This is a genomic window from Desulfovibrio diazotrophicus, assembly GCF_902498985.2.
GTDB classification, from domain to species: domain Bacteria; phylum Desulfobacterota; class Desulfovibrionia; order Desulfovibrionales; family Desulfovibrionaceae; genus Desulfovibrio; species Desulfovibrio legallii.
Genome location: NZ_OX346397.1, coordinates 662,078 through 679,881 on the forward strand (window position 1 = coordinate 662,078; position 17,804 = coordinate 679,881).

At 62.8% G+C, this 17,804-nt stretch carries 18 protein-coding genes; 8 read left to right on the forward strand and 10 right to left on the reverse strand.

Annotated elements, in window-relative coordinates; translation table 11 throughout:
• Positions 1-216 precede the first annotated feature (216 nt).
• Positions 217-468, reverse strand: coding sequence for an RrF2 family transcriptional regulator (locus J7I12_RS02905; RefSeq protein WP_498793982.1), 252 nt, complete (start codon positions 466-468; stop codon positions 217-219).
• Positions 401-652 (reverse strand): Rrf2 family transcriptional regulator, encoded by a 252-nt coding sequence (locus J7I12_RS02910; RefSeq protein WP_498793984.1) that lies wholly within the window; start codon positions 650-652, stop codon positions 401-403. Before J7I12_RS02910 ends, J7I12_RS02905 begins: the two co-directional genes overlap by 68 nt.
• 323 nt (positions 653-975) lie before the next feature.
• Here J7I12_RS02910 and J7I12_RS02915 point away from each other — a divergent pair, with 323 nt between their 5' ends.
• Positions 976-1,518, forward strand: coding sequence for an RrF2 family transcriptional regulator (locus J7I12_RS02915; protein ID WP_118228911.1), 543 nt, complete (start codon positions 976-978; stop codon positions 1,516-1,518).
• Complete coding sequence (locus tag J7I12_RS02920; protein ID WP_118228912.1) at positions 1,442-1,789, forward strand: response regulator; 348 nt, start codon at positions 1,442-1,444, stop codon at positions 1,787-1,789. The genes J7I12_RS02915 and J7I12_RS02920 overlap by 77 nt, the downstream gene beginning before the upstream one ends.
• Positions 1,790-1,989: 200 nt before the next feature.
• Here J7I12_RS02920 and hmcF read toward each other — a convergent pair whose 3' ends face one another.
• From hmcF to J7I12_RS02940, 4 genes are all read right to left on the reverse strand, one after another.
• Entirely contained in the window at positions 1,990-3,384 is a 1,395-nt protein-coding gene (hmcF, locus tag J7I12_RS02925; protein WP_208360583.1) for a sulfate respiration complex iron-sulfur protein HmcF, read from the reverse strand.
• A 42-nt stretch (positions 3,385-3,426) separates the two neighbouring features.
• Entirely contained in the window at positions 3,427-4,107 is a 681-nt protein-coding gene (hmcE, locus tag J7I12_RS02930) for a sulfate respiration complex protein HmcE (RefSeq protein WP_118228914.1), read from the reverse strand.
• Positions 4,108-4,158: 51 nt separating this feature from the next.
• Positions 4,159-4,563, reverse strand: a complete 405-nt coding sequence (locus tag J7I12_RS02935; RefSeq protein WP_118228915.1) for a cytochrome c3 family protein — start codon at positions 4,561-4,563, stop codon at positions 4,159-4,161.
• Between the two features lie 269 nt (positions 4,564-4,832).
• A complete protein-coding gene (locus J7I12_RS02940; protein ID WP_118228916.1) occupies positions 4,833-5,123 on the reverse strand; it encodes a hypothetical protein in 291 nt (96 codons plus the stop codon).
• A gap of 628 nt (positions 5,124-5,751) precedes the next feature.
• Between J7I12_RS02940 and J7I12_RS02945 the strand changes: the two genes are divergently transcribed.
• The 4 genes from J7I12_RS02945 (at position 5,752) to J7I12_RS02960 (ending at position 10,788) form a co-directional block, all read left to right on the forward strand.
• Positions 5,752-6,150 (forward strand): Ros/MucR family transcriptional regulator, encoded by a 399-nt coding sequence (locus tag J7I12_RS02945; protein WP_118228917.1) that lies wholly within the window; start codon positions 5,752-5,754, stop codon positions 6,148-6,150.
• A gap of 102 nt (positions 6,151-6,252) precedes the next feature.
• A complete protein-coding gene (bioB, locus tag J7I12_RS02950) occupies positions 6,253-7,215 on the forward strand; it encodes a biotin synthase BioB (RefSeq protein ID WP_208360581.1) in 963 nt (320 codons plus the stop codon).
• A 37-nt stretch (positions 7,216-7,252) separates the two neighbouring features.
• Entirely contained in the window at positions 7,253-9,442 is a 2,190-nt protein-coding gene (bioA, locus tag J7I12_RS02955; RefSeq protein WP_242621145.1) for an adenosylmethionine--8-amino-7-oxononanoate transaminase, read from the forward strand.
• Positions 9,439-10,788 (forward strand): sodium:solute symporter family protein, encoded by a 1,350-nt coding sequence (locus tag J7I12_RS02960; RefSeq protein WP_208360922.1) that lies wholly within the window; start codon positions 9,439-9,441, stop codon positions 10,786-10,788. The genes bioA and J7I12_RS02960 overlap by 4 nt, the downstream gene beginning before the upstream one ends.
• On the opposite strand, the gene J7I12_RS02965 is transcribed toward J7I12_RS02960, so the two are convergent.
• Complete coding sequence (locus tag J7I12_RS02965; protein WP_208360920.1) at positions 10,751-10,951, reverse strand: hypothetical protein; 201 nt, start codon at positions 10,949-10,951, stop codon at positions 10,751-10,753. The two genes, J7I12_RS02960 and J7I12_RS02965, sit on opposite strands and share 38 nt — an antisense overlap.
• 100 nt (positions 10,952-11,051) lie before the next feature.
• Positions 11,052-11,423: a prenylated flavin chaperone LpdD gene (lpdD, locus tag J7I12_RS02970; protein WP_208360918.1), complete on the reverse strand. Its 372-nt coding sequence runs from the start codon at positions 11,421-11,423 to the stop codon at positions 11,052-11,054.
• 384 nt (positions 11,424-11,807) lie between these two features.
• On the opposite strand from lpdD, the gene J7I12_RS02975 reads away from it, so the two are divergent.
• Together J7I12_RS02975 and J7I12_RS02980 are read left to right on the forward strand one after the other, a co-directional pair.
• Positions 11,808-13,586, forward strand: a complete 1,779-nt coding sequence (locus tag J7I12_RS02975; protein ID WP_118228922.1) for a formate--tetrahydrofolate ligase — start codon at positions 11,808-11,810, stop codon at positions 13,584-13,586.
• 209 nt (positions 13,587-13,795) lie between these two features.
• Positions 13,796-14,239 carry an acyl-CoA thioesterase gene (locus J7I12_RS02980; RefSeq protein WP_118228923.1) on the forward strand — a complete coding sequence of 148 codons (444 nt, stop codon included), beginning with the start codon at positions 13,796-13,798 and terminating at the stop codon, positions 14,237-14,239.
• Positions 14,240-14,298: 59 nt separating this feature from the next.
• Here the strand turns inward: J7I12_RS02980 and J7I12_RS02985 are convergent, their stop codons facing one another.
• Both J7I12_RS02985 and mutS read right to left on the reverse strand, forming a co-directional pair.
• Positions 14,299-14,724, reverse strand: a complete 426-nt coding sequence (locus J7I12_RS02985; protein WP_118228924.1) for a DnaJ family domain-containing protein — start codon at positions 14,722-14,724, stop codon at positions 14,299-14,301.
• Positions 14,725-14,845: 121 nt separating this feature from the next.
• Entirely contained in the window at positions 14,846-17,632 is a 2,787-nt protein-coding gene (gene mutS / locus J7I12_RS02990) for a DNA mismatch repair protein MutS (RefSeq protein WP_208360916.1), read from the reverse strand.
• Positions 17,633-17,804 lie beyond the last annotated feature (172 nt).

A 17,804-nucleotide genomic window follows, 5' to 3' on the forward strand; every position in this document is an offset into this window, starting at 1 on the left:
TTACCCCCGCAACTACATACCGGCGTTATCTTCATCCGCAGCTAGCGCTGCTGCCTTTTTGCCCGCAATCAGCGCTGCTGCCTTGGCCCGTAATTTCCTTCGTCGTGACGGGCCAAGCTCCTGCGTCAGATCCGCTTGCGCCTTCACCGCAGGCAGACGGCGGTGGCGGGCGTCTGTTTACGCAACCGCCAGGGCGTTGTAACGGAGCAACGCCCTCTAGCTAAGCGGGCCTCCCGACGGTGGGGCGGAGGAAAGTATCCTGTCGTCCTGCATGAGGTCGCGCAGAGTGATGGATTCAAAAACGCCGTCCAGGGTGGCCTGCAGATTTTCCCAGGCGCGACGTACTTCGCAGCCGTCAAAACGCACGCAGTTGCCGGGTTTTTCCAGACAACCGGAAAGTTCAATACCCCCCTCCATGAGCTTGACTATGCAGCCGAAGGTCAGGTCTTCGGGCTTGCGCAACAGCACATGCCCCCCGCGCGCGCCTCGAATACTGCCCGTAATGCCCGTGACGTAAAATCTGCTCGATAAATTGAGAGCTGATGCCCGTTTGTGTGGCGAGCTTGCTGGAAGAAATGGGCCTCTCAATACCGTATTTGGCCAGGTACAGCAGTATCCTGGCGGCATAGCGGGTTTTTGCGGAGAGTTTCATTCTATCTGTCCCCCCATTGGGCTTTTTGAAAGCTGGTGGTCGGCTCTGCCGTAATCACGGGGTCGGCTGTGCCGGGCAAACGGTCATGACGCCTCAGTATACGCTTAAACACGGCGGGTTTGCATCCCCTCCAGTTTTTATTTTCGGAAATTAAGAAAATATTCACAACTCCATGGGTTTTGCCCGTCCCGAAAAAGGCGGCAAGTTGCCCCTAAGGCTTGACGGCCCACAGCCCATAAAGTAAAGATGAGTAAAACAGTCTAAATTAGACACCTCAAGTATTGATAGCAATAACATTACAGTAGTAAATTCAAGGAATTATCATGCGCATTTCCACTATGGCCTGTCATGCCCTGCACTTGCTGTTGTGCCTTTCTGAACAAAGTGACGCCATCCCGGCTTCCGCTTCGGAGCTGGCGGCCTGTACCGGCATTTCGGAAAAATTTGTGCAAAAAATTATGCGCTTGTTGCAGGCCGAGGGAATAGTGAAGAGTCTTCGGGGCATAGCTGGCGGCCATATTCTGGCGCGCAGCCCCGACGCCATTACCCTGGCGGATATCATTGCCGCCGTAGAAGGCGGCATAACCCTGCCCGGCGTTGCCCCCGAAGCACCGCGGGGCAAAACCGCTCTGGACGTCTGGGACAAGGCCGCGCGTTCTTTGCAGCATTCTCTTACCCTGGTGACTCTTGGTTCCGTGCGGCAGGGCAGGGCGGCCCAGCACTCCGCCTCGCGCCCCCCTGCAAAAACAGCTAACCGAAAGCCGCCGGAATCGCCGGCGGGAGGCCCGCATGCAAAAACATATTCTCTTGGTCGACAGCGATGCCGCAAGTCGAAGCAGGCTGTCACAGGCGCTCCTGCAGCATGAATATCGGGTAAGCGCCGCCTGCAGTTGCGACCAGTGCCTGGCCCTTTTGGAACAAGACCTCCCGGACTGCATCATTTTTGATGTGGATCTGGAGGGCACGTCCGGCACCATTATGTACAGCCGTTTGCGCCGAAACAGCCGCACCAGGCATATCCCCGCCATCGTCTGTACCAATGTGGGCCCGCGCCTCGGCACCAAGGCTCCGGTACTGCGCAAATCCTGTTCATGCGAGGATCTGCTCTGCAGCGTGGAGGCTGCGCTGGCCTCCTGAACTGATCCGCTTTCGTCGCCGGGCCGGGCACGGGGATCGTCGTCGCCCGGCCCGGCGATATTGCGGCATTGGGAAAAGCGCGGCCCGCAAAAGGACGGGAAACCCGGCCGCGTCTTCCTTTTTTGCCCTGTGTCCGCTTCCGCCCCGGCTAAAACCGCTCTCGGCCTTTGTGGGGCGGACGCCGCGGGACTGGACTTCGTCTATTCGCCTTCAGGCGGATTGTGCCTGATGTGGGGCGGCACCACCATCATGTCCACCAGTAGGGGCTTGAGGAACGACCACTTGATGTTGTGCTCCTCATATACTTCCATCATATCGCGGATGGCGTCCCAACAGTTGTGGCAAGGGGTGATGACCAGCTCCGCGCCAGTGGCCCTGATCTGGTCCAGCTTGTTTTTCAGACCGATGTTGCGCTCCTTGCGGTAGAGGCCGATGCCGTTGAGGCCGCCGCCGCCGCCGCAGCAGAAGTTGTGGTCGGCGTGGGGCGACATTTCGCGAAAATCTTCGGCAATATAGCCCATGATTTCACGGGTGGCTTTGCCGAGCCCGTGGTTGCGCACATAGTTGCAGGAATCCTGCAACGTGCAGGGAACCTTAATTTTTTTGGCCGGATCGATTTTCAGCTTGCCCGTGCGCAGCATCAGCGCCACCCACTCCACATAGTGCAGGAAGGGCACCGGCGGGTCGCCGCTTTCCTGTCCGGCCCAGTAGGGACCTTCCACCACGGTGCCGCGGTGGGCGTGCCCGCATTCGGTGCCTACCACCATCTTGGGCTTAATGCGGTCAATGGCGGCGTAGATGCGCTTGACGTTCTGGGCACAGCCGTCCCAGTCGCCAGCGAACATGGTCAGCGAGGTGTTTTCCCAACCTTCGCGGGGCACGGTCCAGTCTGTGCCGGTAACGTGAAAGAGAATGGCCGCCTGGGCGATGTCTTCCGGGTAATGCTTCACCTCACGGGCGTTGAGGATGTACATGACGTCCGGGCTTTCTTTTTCCACGGGGATTTCCAGGTCGGGCCATTCGTCCTGGTTTTCTTCCACCATCCATTCGCAGGTTTCCAGCCAGTCTTCTTCGGTCACGTCCATCTGCGCACCGTAGACACGGTGCATGCCCGAACCAATCTTCATTTCCCACGGTACAAAGCCGTGTTTGAACAAAATGCCGCGCAGATAGCTGAACATGACGCCCGTATCGATGCCGTGGGGGCAGTACAGGGCGCAGCGGTTGCAGCAAGTGCACTTGCCCCAGGCCGTGTCCATGCACTGCATCATAAATTCCGTATCCACCTTGCCCTTGCGGCGCAGCATCTCGCCCAGGGTGGATTGGATTTTATACGAAGGAATCTGCTTGGGGTCGTTATTGTTAGTTTTGTAAAAAAAGCAACTGTCCGCACACATAGCGCAGTGGGCACAGATTTTGAGCCAAGTGCGCGTGCGGGATTTACAGGTTTTTTCCAGATCGCGGGCCAGAGCTTCCTGGTCCACTTTCATTTCTTTCATCTGACTGTAATATTGTGCGCCGCCCTTGTCCTTCAACAGATCAAGGATGCCTTCCTTGGTGGTGACAGGGATGTTGTTGCACAGGGTCTGGGACATTGTTTGCTCCTTTCCGGCAAAAAAATATTCCGGTGAGCCCGGCTACCAGGGAAACGCGCCGCCACGGGTGGCGCCGCCGCGCTTGATGGCGAAATCCATGCCGATCTGGGCGCGGGACATGAAGAAGAGCACGATGTGCGAGAGCTTGGTGAAGGGCGCCAGAATGAGGAACAGTTCGCCGCAAAGCACGTGCGCGATCATCCAGCTTTCATAGGAGGCAGTGTTGAGCCGGGCCATAAGCCCGGTGGCGAAAGGCAGAAAGGTCAGGAGCAGGATGAACCAATCCTGGCCGCTGTTGAGCTGGCGCAGGGCCGGAACAGCCAGCCGACGCAGGGCCAGCAGCACCAGGCCGACCACTGCGGCGATGGAGAGAATGTCCGCCAGGGCGCCGGGCAGGGCAGGCAGGCTGATGCCCGTATAGTATTCCAGCAGCACCGTATGGCCCAGCAAAAACAAAGGAATAAGCACCGCGCCGCAGTGCAGGAGGAAAAAGAGCAACGTGGCCACGGGCTGGGCGCGCCAACCGCAGGTGCCACCGGGGATGAGCCATTTGAAGATGGACGTGAGCGCGCCAGGGATGGAGCGGTCCGCATGGTAAGTGTAGGCCACCCGTTCCAGCTTGGCGTCCAGACCGCGCACATAAAAAATAGCGCGGAGCAGAAGACCAACAAAGAACACGGCAAGAGAAATAACAAAAAGGGGTCCGGTAATGAAATCAAGCATCTGATTCTGCCTCCTCACATAGACTGCAAATAATGGCGCACCACCGGCCGATCATTGTTTACCGGCATGTTCAGATGCGATGGTTTCACTATGGCAGGTCCGACAGGACACAAGGCGCGGGCCTTTGCCGGCCTTGACATGGCACGCGGTACAGGTGGCGTGCATGTACTCCACCTGCTTGGCGGCAGGAACGGCGGTCACGTCCTTGAGGGATTCCGAAAGACCGGCGTCCGTCATGTTGTGGCAGGTGGAACAGTCGCCGTCCACGCCTTCCACATAGGCCATGTGAGCGTCATGGTTGAAAAACACCTGCGGCATTTGTTTGGCCTTGACGGCAGGGGTGGTAATGGGGATGCGCTCCGCACTGTAGGCCGCGCCTGACGGCAAGGCCAGGGCGAAGCACACGAACAGCAGGCAGGGGAGGGTGGTTCTGCATCCGAAAGGTTTTTCCCGCATGATAGTTCCTTGCTTCCTGACAGGTCCTGGTGGTTTTTCCCCGGTTACAAACCAGCGCCGGGTATAAAGGTAGGAGCAATTCCACTTTGAAACAGCTCCGGCGGCTGCGGGGGCTACATCCGCCGTGCGGGCGCTGACGCAAGCCTGTTGCGCCGACGCCCGCGCGGCGGGGCCTGCAGCTTTTGGGCGGGTCGGGCCCAAAGCTCCGCTACTTGAAGGAAACCCCGCGCACCTGCAACGGGATTTCCCCTGGTTCCGTAAAGTGGCGGTCAGGCCCGGGCTTTGTCGGCCAGGGCCGTGGCTGCGCTGCGCATGAAGACGGCGCATTTGTACGTATCCTGCTTCATACAGCGCATGGCGTAAGCCGCGGCCATATAAAGGAAGAGGCGGGATTCATAATCCAGTTTGCCTGTCTCAAGCCAATGGTCGTGCGGCTCCTGATCACCGGCAAACCTGCGCGCCAGATCCAGGTCGGCCTGAGCGGACTCTTCACCCGTCAAACGGGAGTACAGGGCGCACATTTCCTCGGCCAGAAACTCACGGTCGGACAACGCTGACATGGCAACTCCCTTGCGTCACACGCGGCTGTGCCCCACAATATATATGAGGCAGATGGAAAGAGCAATTAAATTGTAAAAAACACGATGGAATTAATTCCTACAAAATTATTCTCATATTAAATATACCACGTCAAGGCCTGGGGAGGCTTTTAATCCAAAAAAACAGTATAGTTCCCTCATTTTCAAGAGTGCCTATGTCTGCATGAGAAAAAAATAACAATTAAAAACAACGTCACTAACGTCAAAGGGTTACAAAATACCAAGTTACATAGTATGCAGCTTGGTATTTAGGACTTTTTTGCGTGCGAGTGACCATACTTGCAACAGCATAGCAATGCATTGGAATTGCCCCGTGTTGTCCCAAAAGAATGGTCAATGGCGGACACAATTTGCTTTTGTGAAAATATTATCAATTTCAAGGCTGATTTTTACCCCGGTAGACACAGGTCTTTTACGGGCATGCCTCATAATTATTTATTCATGGAGCGCGAAAACATTGACGAAGCAATAGCTCCTGTGTATGGTGCCTCCATTGGAGAATCCAACTTATATTGTTTCATTTGGAAATGTCACTGTTGCCCACTGCAACGCTAAGACGGCGTCGTGGTGCTAACAAGCAGAGGTAGCTATGGATGATTATCTGAAAGAGGCGCTGGAAATTACCAGGGCACAGGCCGGCGTACGGGTAATGAGCGAAGAGGAGATCGCCACCTTTATTCAGAAAGTGGCTCAAGGCATCCGCGCCGTGGCTGAAGGCGAAGCTCCAATGGAGATGGACAGCGCAGAAATGGCGCAAGAAGCCCGTAAGTCGGTAAAAGAAAAGTCCGTCACCTGCCTTGAATGTGGCAAAAGCTTCAAAATTCTTACCAAGCGCCATCTTGCCAGTCATGGCATGACCACTGCGGAATACCGCGAAAAGTGGGGCTTCAAAAAGGACGCGCCCCTGGTTTGCAAGGCCCTGCAGCGCGAACGCCGCAAAAAGATGAAGGACATGAAACTGTGGGAAAAGCGCCGCAAGGTGCAGTAGGCTCACAGGCCGCCACATTTCGCGCCGCTGTTCTGCCGACCCGGCCGTTGCGTCGGGGGCAGCGGCGGCGAACCCTGTTTTTGCTTTCAGACTTTTTGAATTATGATCAAATCTCTGGCAGTCGGCACGCCGATACAGGCTCTGGATTTGTTGGCGCTGCCGCTTTCCCGTCTTCTGAAACAGGCTACCGCCCTGCGCGAGGCGACTTTCGGTCGGCGCATTGTGCTCTGCGCCATCATCAACGCCCGTAGCGGCAACTGCGCCATGGACTGCCGGTTCTGCTCTCAAAGTCGGCATAACCACACGCCCATTGACATTTTTCCGCTTTTGCCCGACGCCGAGCTGCGGGAGCGCATCCTGCGCATGGCCGCTCTGCCCGTGGCGCACATCGGTATCGTCACCAGCGGCGCAGCCTTGAGCGGGGAGGAATTTTCCCGTCTGCGCGCCTGCATCGCCGCTCTGCCCGCAGCCGTGAAGCCGCGGGTCTGCGCTTCACTGGGCCGTCTTGCAGCGGAACAGCTCACAGACCTGGCCGCCGCCGGTCTCAGCCGCTACCACCACAATCTGGAAACCTCCCAGGCCTATTATCCGCACGTCTGCACCACCCAGACCTGGGAACAGCGGCGAGAAACCGTGCTGCGCGGCATGCGCGTCGGGTTCACGGCCTGTACGGGTGGCCTGTTCGGCCTGGGCGAAAGCTGGGAGGACAGGGTGGCCTTTGCCTTCAGCCTCAAAAAGCTGGGGGTGCGGCAGGTGCCCATGAATTTTCTGCACCCCCACCCGCAAACGCCGCTGGCCGGGCAGCCTCCCCTTACGGCGGAAGAGGCCCTGCGCATCGTGGCCTTGTTCCGGCACATTCTGCCCACGGCCACCCTGCGCATCTGCGGCGGGCGTCCCGTAGTGCTGGGCGACAGGCAGGCCGAAGCCTTCGCCGCTGGGGCCAATGCCCTCATGACGGGCGACTATCTGACCACGCACGGCCAGTGCCTGGAAAGCGACCTGAATATGCTGGCCCGTCTGGGCCTGGAGGTGGACGGTGACGGCGTCTGCGCTGCGGCGTCCTGAGAGCGCGGTTGCGTGGACAGGACCGCGCGGCCTGTTTGTGAGCGGATCCGGCACGGATGTGGGCAAAACGGTGACCACAGCGGCCTTGCTGCGAGCCCTGCGCCTGGGCGGATGGGCCGCACAGGCCGTGAAGCCCGTGCAGACCGGCGTCCCCCCCAAAAACCTGTCCAGCGCGCCCCTGGCGGACATGAGCGTTTACGCCGCAGCTGTGGCCGACCTCTCCCCCCGGCTTTTCCCTTCCGTCTCTCCCGCCGCCTGTCTGCACTGCTTTCCCTTGCCGGCTTCGCCGCATCTGGCCGCCGCGCGGTCCGGCGCGCGTCTTACCTGCGCCGGACTGGCAAAGGATGTGGCGCAGCAAGCTCACGCCAGCGGCGCAGCTGTTCTCCTGCTGGAAGGGGCCGGGGGCCTGCGCGTACCCCTCAACGATGACGAAGATCTGCTGGACCTGATGGCTCTGCTGGGGCTGCCGGTGCTGCTGGTGGGCGGCAATTGCCTGGGCGGCATCAACCACATTTTGCTTTCGCTGGACGCCTTGGCCGCGCGGGGGCTGCCCCTGGCGGGGCTGGTGCTCACGCCCACAGAGCGTCCCGACGCCGGTTGCCCCGGCGTGGATGTGCCCGCCATGCTGGCCGATACGGCTCGCCTGCTGCGCGTGCGTCTGCGGGCCGCCGGATGGTCGGACGCCCCGGTGCTGGAGCTGCCCCGCGTGCCGCAGCTGGACGCGGCCGCCTGGGATCTGCTGGCGCGCCGTCTGGAACCGCTGGCCCGGCAATGTGCTGCGCTGGCGGCCCCTCTGGATATGCCGACCGGCCACGCCGGCGCGCCCGCTGCTTTGGCGCGGGCCAAGGCCTGCGTCGCGTCAGCCCTTGGCCTAGCTGATGCCGTCAAACCGTGCGCCCCCGCAGAGGCTGCCGCCGGTCCCAACGCCACGGCAGCGGACGCCGCCGCTTCCCTTATCGCACGCGACCACGCTGCCGTCTGGCATCCCTACGCTGCCGCCTGCCCGCCACCAGTACTGGACGCGGTGCGGAGCACATGCGGCAACCGCATCCTGCTGCAGGACGGGCGAGAGCTGGTGGACGGCATGTCCTCCTGGTGGGCGGCCATCCACGGCTACAACCACCCACGTCTGCTGGCGGCCCTGCAGGCCCAGGCCCGATGCATGCCGCACATTATGTTCGGCGGGCTGACCCACGAACCGGCCGTGGCCCTGGCCGAGCGCCTGCTTGGCCTCATGCCCTCAGGGCTTGGCAAGGTTTTTTTTGCCGATTCCGGTTCCGTGGCGGTGGAGGTGGCTCTCAAAATGGCCCTGCAGTGCCAGCGGGGCAGGGGGGAAGCACAGCGCACACGCTTTCTCACTCCACGCGGGGGCTACCACGGCGACACCTTCGGGGCCATGTCCGTCTGCGACCCCGTGACGGGCATGCACAGCCTGTTTACGGCCGCGCTGCCCCGGCAGATCTTTATGGAACGGCCCGCCTGCCGCTTTGATCAGCCCTTTGACCCCTCCAGCCTGGACGACGCCCGCCGTCTGCTGGCAGCCCACGGGCCGGAGGTGGCCGCCGTCATCCTGGAACCCGTGGTGCAGGGAGCCGGGGGCATGTGGTTTTACCATCCGGACTATCTGCGCGGCCTGGCCGACTTGTGCCGAGAGGCCGGCGCGCTGCTCATCCTGGACGAAATCGCCACGGGCTTCGGCCGCACGGGCAAAATGTTTGCGGCGGAATGGGCCGGGATATGTCCGGATATTCTCTGCTGCGGCAAGGCGCTCACGGGCGGCATGCTGACCCTGGCCGCTACGGCCTGCACGGACAGCGTGGCAGAAGACATCTGCCGCCACAACGGTGTGCTCATGCACGGCCCCACCTTTATGGCCAACGCCCTGGCCTGCGCCGTGGCCGGGGCCAGTCTGGACCTGCTGGCCGAAAACGCCTGGCCGGAACAGGTGGCCGGGCTGGAAGCGACCCTGCGCGCGGGGCTCGCCCCCTGCGCCGCGGAGCCCGATGTGGCGGACGTGCGTGTGCTGGGGGCCATAGGCGTAGTGGAAACGCGCCGCCCGGTCCACACGGCCCGACTGCAGCGCTACTTTGTGGAGCGGGGCGTGTGGCTGCGCCCCTTCAACCGGCTCATCTACATTATGCCCCCCTATAACACGCCGCCGGAAGACGCGGCCCGGCTGTGCGCGGCCGTGCGAGGAGCGCTGCGCGAGGGGGCTCACCGGCCGTGACTTTTTTGGTCTTCTATTTCGCCGTCCTGTTCTTTGTGGCCCTGTGGTCCACCCGCAATGGCGTGGACGCGGCCACCTATTTTCTTAACGGACGGCGCAGCACGGCCTTTGCAGTGGCCCTTTCCATCGTGTCCTCCTGCGTGGGCGGTTCCGCCACCATGGGCATGGCCGGTCTGGCCTGGCAGGTGGGCACTCCGGCCTTCTGGTGGCTGGGCTCCGGGGCTGTGGGCCTTACCGTGCTGAGCCTGTTTCTGGCCCAAAAAGTACGGGAAAGCGGGGCCGTGACCATGCCGGAAATGCTCACAGCCTTTTTGGGAGAACCAAGCCGTCCCCTGGCCTCCGTGATCATTGTCACGGCCTGGCTGGCCATCCTGGCCGCGCAGTTCAGCGCCATGGCGGCCATCATCATGCCCCTGACCGGCCTTGCCAAAGGTCCGGCCGTGCTGCTGGGCGCGGCGGCGCTTTTGGCCTACACCCTGGTGGGCGGGCAGGCGGCGGTCATGAAGACCGACGTGTGGCAGTTTTCCGTGCTCATGGCGGCCCTCTTGCTGGCCCTGGCCCTGAGCGTCAAGGCGGGCGGCGGGCATGCCCTGGCGGCCGTGCCGTTGGAAGCGGTCAATGCGGACTTTCCCCTTTCCAAGCTGCGTTATTACCTCTGCATTCTGGGTGGCAGTTATGTGGTCTGCCCCATGCTGTTCGGGCGTCTGCTCACGGCGCGGGACGCGGCAGCCGCCCGCCGTGGCGGGTTGTGGGCCGTGGCGGGGCTCACCATCACGGCAGCCATCATCGTGGCCCTGGGCATAGCCTGCCGCGACCTGGTGCCCGCAGGCACGCCGCCGGAGCAGGTGCTCAGTGCCGCCCTGCTGACCCATCTGCCGACCTGGGCCTCCACGCCTATTTTGCTGGGCATTTTCAGCGCCATTATTTCAGCCGGAGATTCCTGCATCATCACGGCGGCCTCAGTGTGCAGCAACGATATTCTGCGCCGTCCCGGCGTGGCGGCCTGCCGTCTGTGCATGCTGGGCGCGGCGCTGGCCGCCATGGTGCTGGCCCTCTACGGCAAGGGCATCCTGGCCCTGCTGCTCATGGCCAATGATATTTACGTCTGCGGCGTGGTGCCACCCGTGTTTGTGGGCATGCTCCTCTACCGCAAGGCCCGCTTCCGCCCCTGGGGCGTGGCTGCCGCCATGGCGGCCGGCGGCCTGCTGGGCCTCACGGCTACTCTGAGCGACAACAGCGCCTGGAGCTTTGCGGGCCTTGGCGTGTCCCTGCTGGGCAGCCTGGCTGCGGCGCGCCGCAGGGAGCCCGTCAGGCCGAAGGCGGCAGAGGCAGACCCCGGAATATGAGCCTGGTGGCTGCCGCATCGGCCAGGTCCGCCACATCCATAAGTTTTTCCAGCAGTTCCAGCAGATAGTGACGGTCGTGTTCACAACCGTCCACAAAATCCTCCTCCAACTGGCCGGAATTGATGTATGCCTCCAAGGCTTCCAGGTCCGCGACGGTCAGCATGCTTTCTCCTTGCGCATCGTAACTAGCGCTGCTGTCTTTGCCCGTAACTTCCTTCGTCGTAACGGGCCAAGTTCCTTCGTCATACCGGGCCGGGCTGAACTTACGCCTCCGGATCGGACGTCTGCTTGCGCAAAGCCACGAGGCAGCGTTGGGTCAAAACGTCGGCAAGCGCCTCCACCACGGCGATTTCTTCGCGCGTGATGGCCGGATAGTGGATGCCCGCGCTCACGCATACGGCGCAGCCGAGGCCATCGGCCAAGGCGGTGGCCGTGCGCAGGGCCAGGACGTCCTCCCGGTGGCCGGGCAAAACCAGCAGCCGCCCCTGGGCCTGGGCCCCCGACGCAGGGGCATAGGCCAGGGCTACGGCCCCCAGATGGGCCGTGCCGCCGCCCAGCAGCACCTGCAGGTCGCCACCCTGGCGGCAAACGCGCAACTGCAGGCAGATTCTGCCCTGACGGGCGGTAAAACGCATATTTCCTCCCAGACAATGGCGCAGGCCTCCGCCGCCACAGCTTTCCCGCCCGGCGCAAGGGTGGTTGCACGCCCTTTGCAGCGTCGTCGCGCCGCTGCTATTCTACCTTCCCGGGCCCGCAGCCGCAAGGCCGCTGTCTTGACGCTGCCGCCCGCTGCCCGTACCATCCGCGCATCCCCCGCGCCGCATTCCCGCATCCCTGCGGACGCGCCGCTTTTGGAACAGATTGCCTTTGAGAATAGGTATTCTCAAAGGTTACGACACGCTCGCTCCGGCGCTTAACAGCGCAAATAAGTTGCGCTTGCGCTTCCCGGCGGGCGTCTGCTTACGCAACCGCCAGAACATTTCAACGTTGAAATGCCTACTGCAAGACCTGGAGACGTCATGACCCTGGATCCCACCCGGCACCCCGATTGGCAACTGGCCCAGGAAGCCGAATCCCATATGAAGCCCATCCTCACGCTGGCCGCGGAAATGGGCCTGGAATCTTCTGAAATTCTGCCCTATGGGCACTATATGGGCAAGATTGAGCAGCAGGCCGTGCTGCAGCGTCTGGCGGACAAGCCCGACGGTCTTTATATAGATGTGACGGCCATCACCCCCACGCCCCTGGGCGAGGGCAAATCCACCACTACCATTGGTCTGGTACAGGGCCTGGCCCGACGCGGACTGCGCTCTTCGGCGGCCATTCGCCAGCCTTCGGGCGGCCCCACCATGGGCATGAAGGGTTCGGCTGCCGGTGGGGGGCTTTCGCAGTGCATTCCACTGGCGCCCTATTCTCTCAACTTCACAGGGGACATCCACGCCGTGGGCGCAGCCCATAACCTGGCCATGACCGCCCTGACGTCCCGCATGCAGCATGAGCGCAACTACGACGACGCCACCCTGGAACGGCTTTCGGGCATGCGCCGCCTGAACATTGACCCCACCCGCGTGAACACGGGCTGGGTGGTGGACTTCTGCGCCCAGGCCCTGCGCCATGTGGTCATCGGTATAGAAGGCGAAGGCCGCCGCAATGACGGCTTCATGATGCGCTCGCACTTTGACATCACCGTGGCCTCGGAGGTCATGTCCATCCTTTCGGTGGCGCGTGATCTGCGGGATCTGCGGCAGCGCATGGGCCGTATGGTGCTGGCGCTGGACCGTGACGGCAAGCCCGTGACCACCGCCGACCTGCAGGTGGACGGAGCCATGACCGCCTGGCTGGTGGAGGCCGTGAAGCCCAACCTGATCCAGACCATGGAAGGCCAGCCCGTACTGGTGCACACAGGGCCTTTCGGCAACATCGCTCTGGGGCAGAGCTCCGTCATTGCCGATCGGGTGGGCCTCAAACTCAGCGAGGCGCATGTGACCGAATCGGGCTTTGCCGCCGAAATGGGCTATGAAAAGTTCTGGAACCTCAAATGCCGCTACAGCGGTCTGACCCCGGACGCGGCAGTGCTGGTGGCCACAGTGCGCGCGCTCAAATACCACGGCGGCGCGCCGCAGCTGCGCCCCGGTCAGCCCTTGCCCGAAGCCTATACCCACGAGGATCTGGCCCTGGTGGAGGCCGGTTGCGTCAACCTGCTGCACCATCTGGGCATTGTGCGGCGCTCCGGCGTGCCGGCCGTGGTCTGCCTCAACCGCTTTCACACCGATACCCAGGCGGAGCTGGATACGGTGCGCCGCATCTGCGAAAAGGCCGGGGCGCGGGTGGCCGTTTCCGACCACTGGGCGCGGGGCGGCGAAGGCGCGCTGGAGCTGGCCGACGCCGTGCTGGACGCCTGCCGCACGGACCGCCGCGCATTCCGCCCCCTGTACGACTGGAATCTGCCCCTGCGGGAACGCATTGTGCGCATCGCCCGCGAGGTTTACGGCGCGGACGGCGTGGATTTTGAACCCCTGGCGGCCCAGCGTCTGGCCGCCTTACAGGAACGGCCCGACGCGGCTGAGCTGGGCGTCTGCATGGTCAAAACCCAGTATTCTCTGTCCGATGACCCCAGCAGGCGGGGCGTGCCCGCCTCCTGGCGGCTGCACGTGCGCGACGCACTCCTGTTTGGCGGCGCTGGGCTGGTGGTGCCGGTAGCGGGCGACATCAGCCTTATGCCGGGCACGGGCTCACGGCCGGGTTTCCGCAACATTGACGTGGATGTGGAAACGGGCCAGGTTTCGGGGCTGTTTTAGCGCCTTTTCCCTTTGAAGTTGCTCTGGCCACGGCCTGAACAGACGCCCGCACACAGGTATAAACGCCGTTTATTTGTACTGTTAAACCCCGATCATTCCGGGATTGCAGCGCGTGAACCGCAGCGCCTGTATGGTGGATGGCCGTCCTGCATTGCCGCCGGACGGTTCAAACCTGCGCGGCTCTGCAGCCCTGCGACAAAGGAAGAACAATGTACCGTTATTATATTGAGAAGATAACCGTGACCGAGGCGGATATGGACATGCAGGGCAGAGTGAGCAACCTGCGCTATGTCCAGTGGATGCAGGATCTGGCCGTGGCCCATTCCGCAGCCAACGGCTGGAGCATGGAGCGCTATGCGGCCGTGGGCCAGGGCTGGGTGGTGCGGCAGCACCGCATTACTTACCGCAAACCGGCAGTAGCGGGGCAGGTCATCAGCGGGGCTACCTGGGTAGCCGACTTTGCCTCGCGCCAATGCACGCGACGCTATCTTTTTTGGCGCGGCGCGGATGCGGCTCTCCTGGCGGAAGCGGAAACCCTCTGGATCTATATTGATTATGCCAGCGGACGGCCCGTGCGCATTCCTGAGGAACTCAGCCGGGACTTTGCGGCAGCCGAGGAAGCGGAAGTGCGGGCAGCCCTGGCCGCGGGGTAAGAGGGCGTCGGCCCGCAAACAGAAACAGGGTCGTGTCGCCCTTTGGCGCAGGCCGATTGTCAGCGCGGCTTTCCCCCGGCCTTTCCGGACTGGCCGTCTGCGCGGGAGAGGCGTTCCAGCAGGCGGTCGTAGTAGGGGTCGTCCTGCTCCAGATGGATGGGCCGCTGAAAACGGATTTGCGCCCGCGTAATCATAAAGCGCAGCCGCTGCATCTGGCGTACGCGCTCCTGCTCGTCCTCACACTGCTCCAGCAGGTCCACCAGCCGGTTCAGTTCTTTGCGCTGCTCCAGCTCCGGCGGCAGGCAGCCGGCGTTGCTCAGAATTTTGTAGGCCATACGCAGTTCTTCGGGCACGTGGCTCATGTCCTCCAGCTCCAGGGGGCGACCCGTGCCGGGGAGGTTGTCAAAAACTCCCTGGGCCTGGGCCTCGGCGATGCGTTGCTCAGCGATGAACTGGATGACGGAAAAGGGATTGGCTTCGGCCATGACGGTGGACCTTGCGGACGGGCGCGCGGATTTTTCCGCCCGGTTGTTTTGCGCAGGGCGCGCCAGGCGCGGACCTGCGCGAGAGAAATTTTTTTGAGGTTTTTTCCCCAAAACCGCTCTGCTATTTTTCTTCTCCCGGCAAGGACGGCGGTTCGGCGTCGGGCTCATCATCTGGCCCGTCACCTGGCGCGCCGCCTATCGGGCCTGTGGCCGACGGAGCGGGCTGCGGGGCGTCGGCCCAGAGTTTTTTCCATTCCATAAGCAGGCGGAGGGCCTCCAGGGGGCTGAGGGCTTCGGGCTGCAGCTCACGCAGCAGGCGTACCAAGGGGTGTTCCAGATTTTCAGGCGGGGTGGGCTCCGGCAGGGCTTCCGTTGCAGCGGGTTCCGGTTCCGGCAGGTCCAGGCCCGGCAGGGCCACAGCCGTTACCACGGTTTTGCGCGCGCCTTCCCGGCCCCGTTCCAGGCCAGCCAGAATGGTTCTGGCCCGCTGCACCACAGACCCCGGCACGCCGGCCAGGCGGGCCACCTCCACGCCGTAGCTGCGGTCCGAGGGGCCGGGCACCAGTTTGTGCAGAAAAAGGATGTCGTTATTGTATTCGCGGATGGCGATATTCATGGTGAACACGCCGGGCACGCGGCCTTCCAGGGCGGTGAGCTCGTGGTAGTGGGTGGCAAAGAGGGTGCGCAGTTCACCGCCCGCGCGGCGGGCCAGGTCTTCCACCACGGCCCAGGCCAGGGCCACGCCGTCGTAGGTGCTGGTGCCCCGACCGATTTCGTCCAGAATGATCAGGCTGCGTCTGGTGGCCTGCCGCAAAATGCGGGCCGTTTCCATCATTTCCACCATAAAGGTGCTCTGGCCCTGGGCGAGGTTGTCCGAAGCCCCCACGCGGGAAAAGAGGCGGTCCACCAGGCCGAGACGCGCCGCATCCGCCGGCACCATGGAGCCCATCTGGGCCAGCAGGCAAATGATGGCCACCTGACGCAGCACCGTGGATTTGCCCGCCATGTTGGGACCGGTAAGCAGGCAAAGGCGGCGGCGCTCGTCCAGGACAAAATCGTTGGGCACAAAGTTGGCCCGGCCCTGGATGGCTTCCACCACGGGGTGGCGGCCCTGACGGATTTCCAGGTGGGCGTCGGCGGTAAGTTGCGGCATACGCCAGCCCTGGGCGCGCCCCACCTGGGCAAGGCTCTGCCAGTAGTCCAGATGGGCAATGCAGTCGGCCATCTGGATAATGCGCGGCCGCTGGGCCGCCAGTTGAGCGCGAAGCTCCTGAAAGAGGCTATATTCCAGGCTTTTACGCTTTTCCGCCGCGGAGAGCAGTTCCTCTTCCAGTTCTTTCAGCTCGGCGGTGGTGAAGCGTTCCGCATTGGCCAGACTCTGACGGCGGATAAAATGGTAGGGGACCGGCCCACTGTGGGCCGCGCGGGAAATTTCGTAGTAGTAGCCGAAAACGCGGTTGCAGCCCAGTTTGAGGCGGCTGATGCCGGTTTTGGCCTGTTCTTCGGCCAGCATGGCCTGCAGCTTCTGCTCGCCGTGCTCCACCAGGTCCAGCAGGCGGTCCAGCTCCACATTGTAGCCAACTTTGAACAGCCCGCCCTCCGTGATCACGGCGGGCGGAGCATCCACCAAAGCGGCATCAAGGAGGGCGGCGCAGTCTTCCATGCTGTCCCAGGCGCGGAGTATTTCTTCTATGGCCTTGGGGGGCGCGGCATCCTGTTCGCCCTGATTGGGCGGAAAAGAGTCCTTCAGGGCCGCCAGCACCTGGGGCAGGGCGGCCAGACTCTCCCGCAGAGCAATGCAGTCGCGCGGCGCACCCTGATTTAGGCTGATGCGTGTGGAAAGACGTTCCAGATCGTAGACCCGGTCCAGAGCCGCGCGCAGGGCCTCGCGCCGGGCGTCGCAGGCGTGGAAAAAGACCACAGCCTCCTGAATGCGTCTGATGGGTCCGGCCTCGCGCCAGGGGTGGCGCAGCATGTCCTCCAGCAAGCGACCGCCCATGGGGGTGAGGGTCTGGTCCAGCACATGGCGAAGCGTACCCTTACCTCTACGGCCGTTGAGCCGGACAAAAATTTCGAGATTGCGTTCGGTGACGTCGTCGATGATCAGGCGACGGCTCAGGTCCAGAGGCCGGAAGGGCTGGAGGTGGTCCGGGCTGCGCATCTGCGTTTGATTGAGATAAAGCAGGAGCGCGCCGCAGGCGCGGACAAGCTCCGGCCTGCCTTCCAGCCCCAGGGCCCCCAGTTCGCGCACGCCTTGGGCGGTCAGCACGCGCTCCGTGGCGCGCTGCACGTCGAACTGCGGACGCGGCAGGCGCACCAGGCGCACGCCGTCCAGCAGCGTGCGGGGTGGCGGTTCCAGCCCTTCGGGCGTAAGCAGTTCGCGGGGAGCCAGCTTTTGCACCCACTGCCAGAGCTCGGCGGGGCGCTTAAATTCCAGGCCGGACCACTGGCCGGTGGAGATGTCCGCCCAGGCAAAGGCGCCGCCCTGGTCCGGCGCGGCGGCATAGAGCGCGCCCAGATAGTTGTGGCTCTTGGTCTGGAGGTTGGCGTCCTCCAGTACCGTGCCCGGCGTGATAACTCTGGTGACGGCGCGTTTGACCAGGCCCTTGGCGGCCTTGGGGTCTTCGGTCTGGTCGCAGATGGCAATCTGGTAGCCCTTGCCGATGAGCTGGGCCACATAGCTTTCCACGGCGTGCCAGGGCACGCCGCACATGGGTACGGGGTTTTCCGCGTCGCGGCTGCGGCTGGTGAGGGCAATGCGCAGTTCGCGGGCGGCCGTGCGGGCGTCGTCAAAAAAAAGTTCGTAAAAATCCCCCATGCGGTAAAAGAGCAGGGCATCAGGATGTTCGGCCTTGATGCGCAGGTACTGCTCGAACATGGGGGTCATTTTTACCGGGGCTTCAGGCATGGCTCAAAGGGTAAAAGGTGCAGAAAGACGCGCCCGCAACAGGCGTGGACGCGGCAAACAATGTGAACACGCTGCGCGCCCTGCAGCGCCATAGAACGGCGCAGACACGGAACGCGGCCGACAACTGCGTGCGGGACGTGGCCGCAGACGGCCCGGAGCGCGTGGCGCGTGT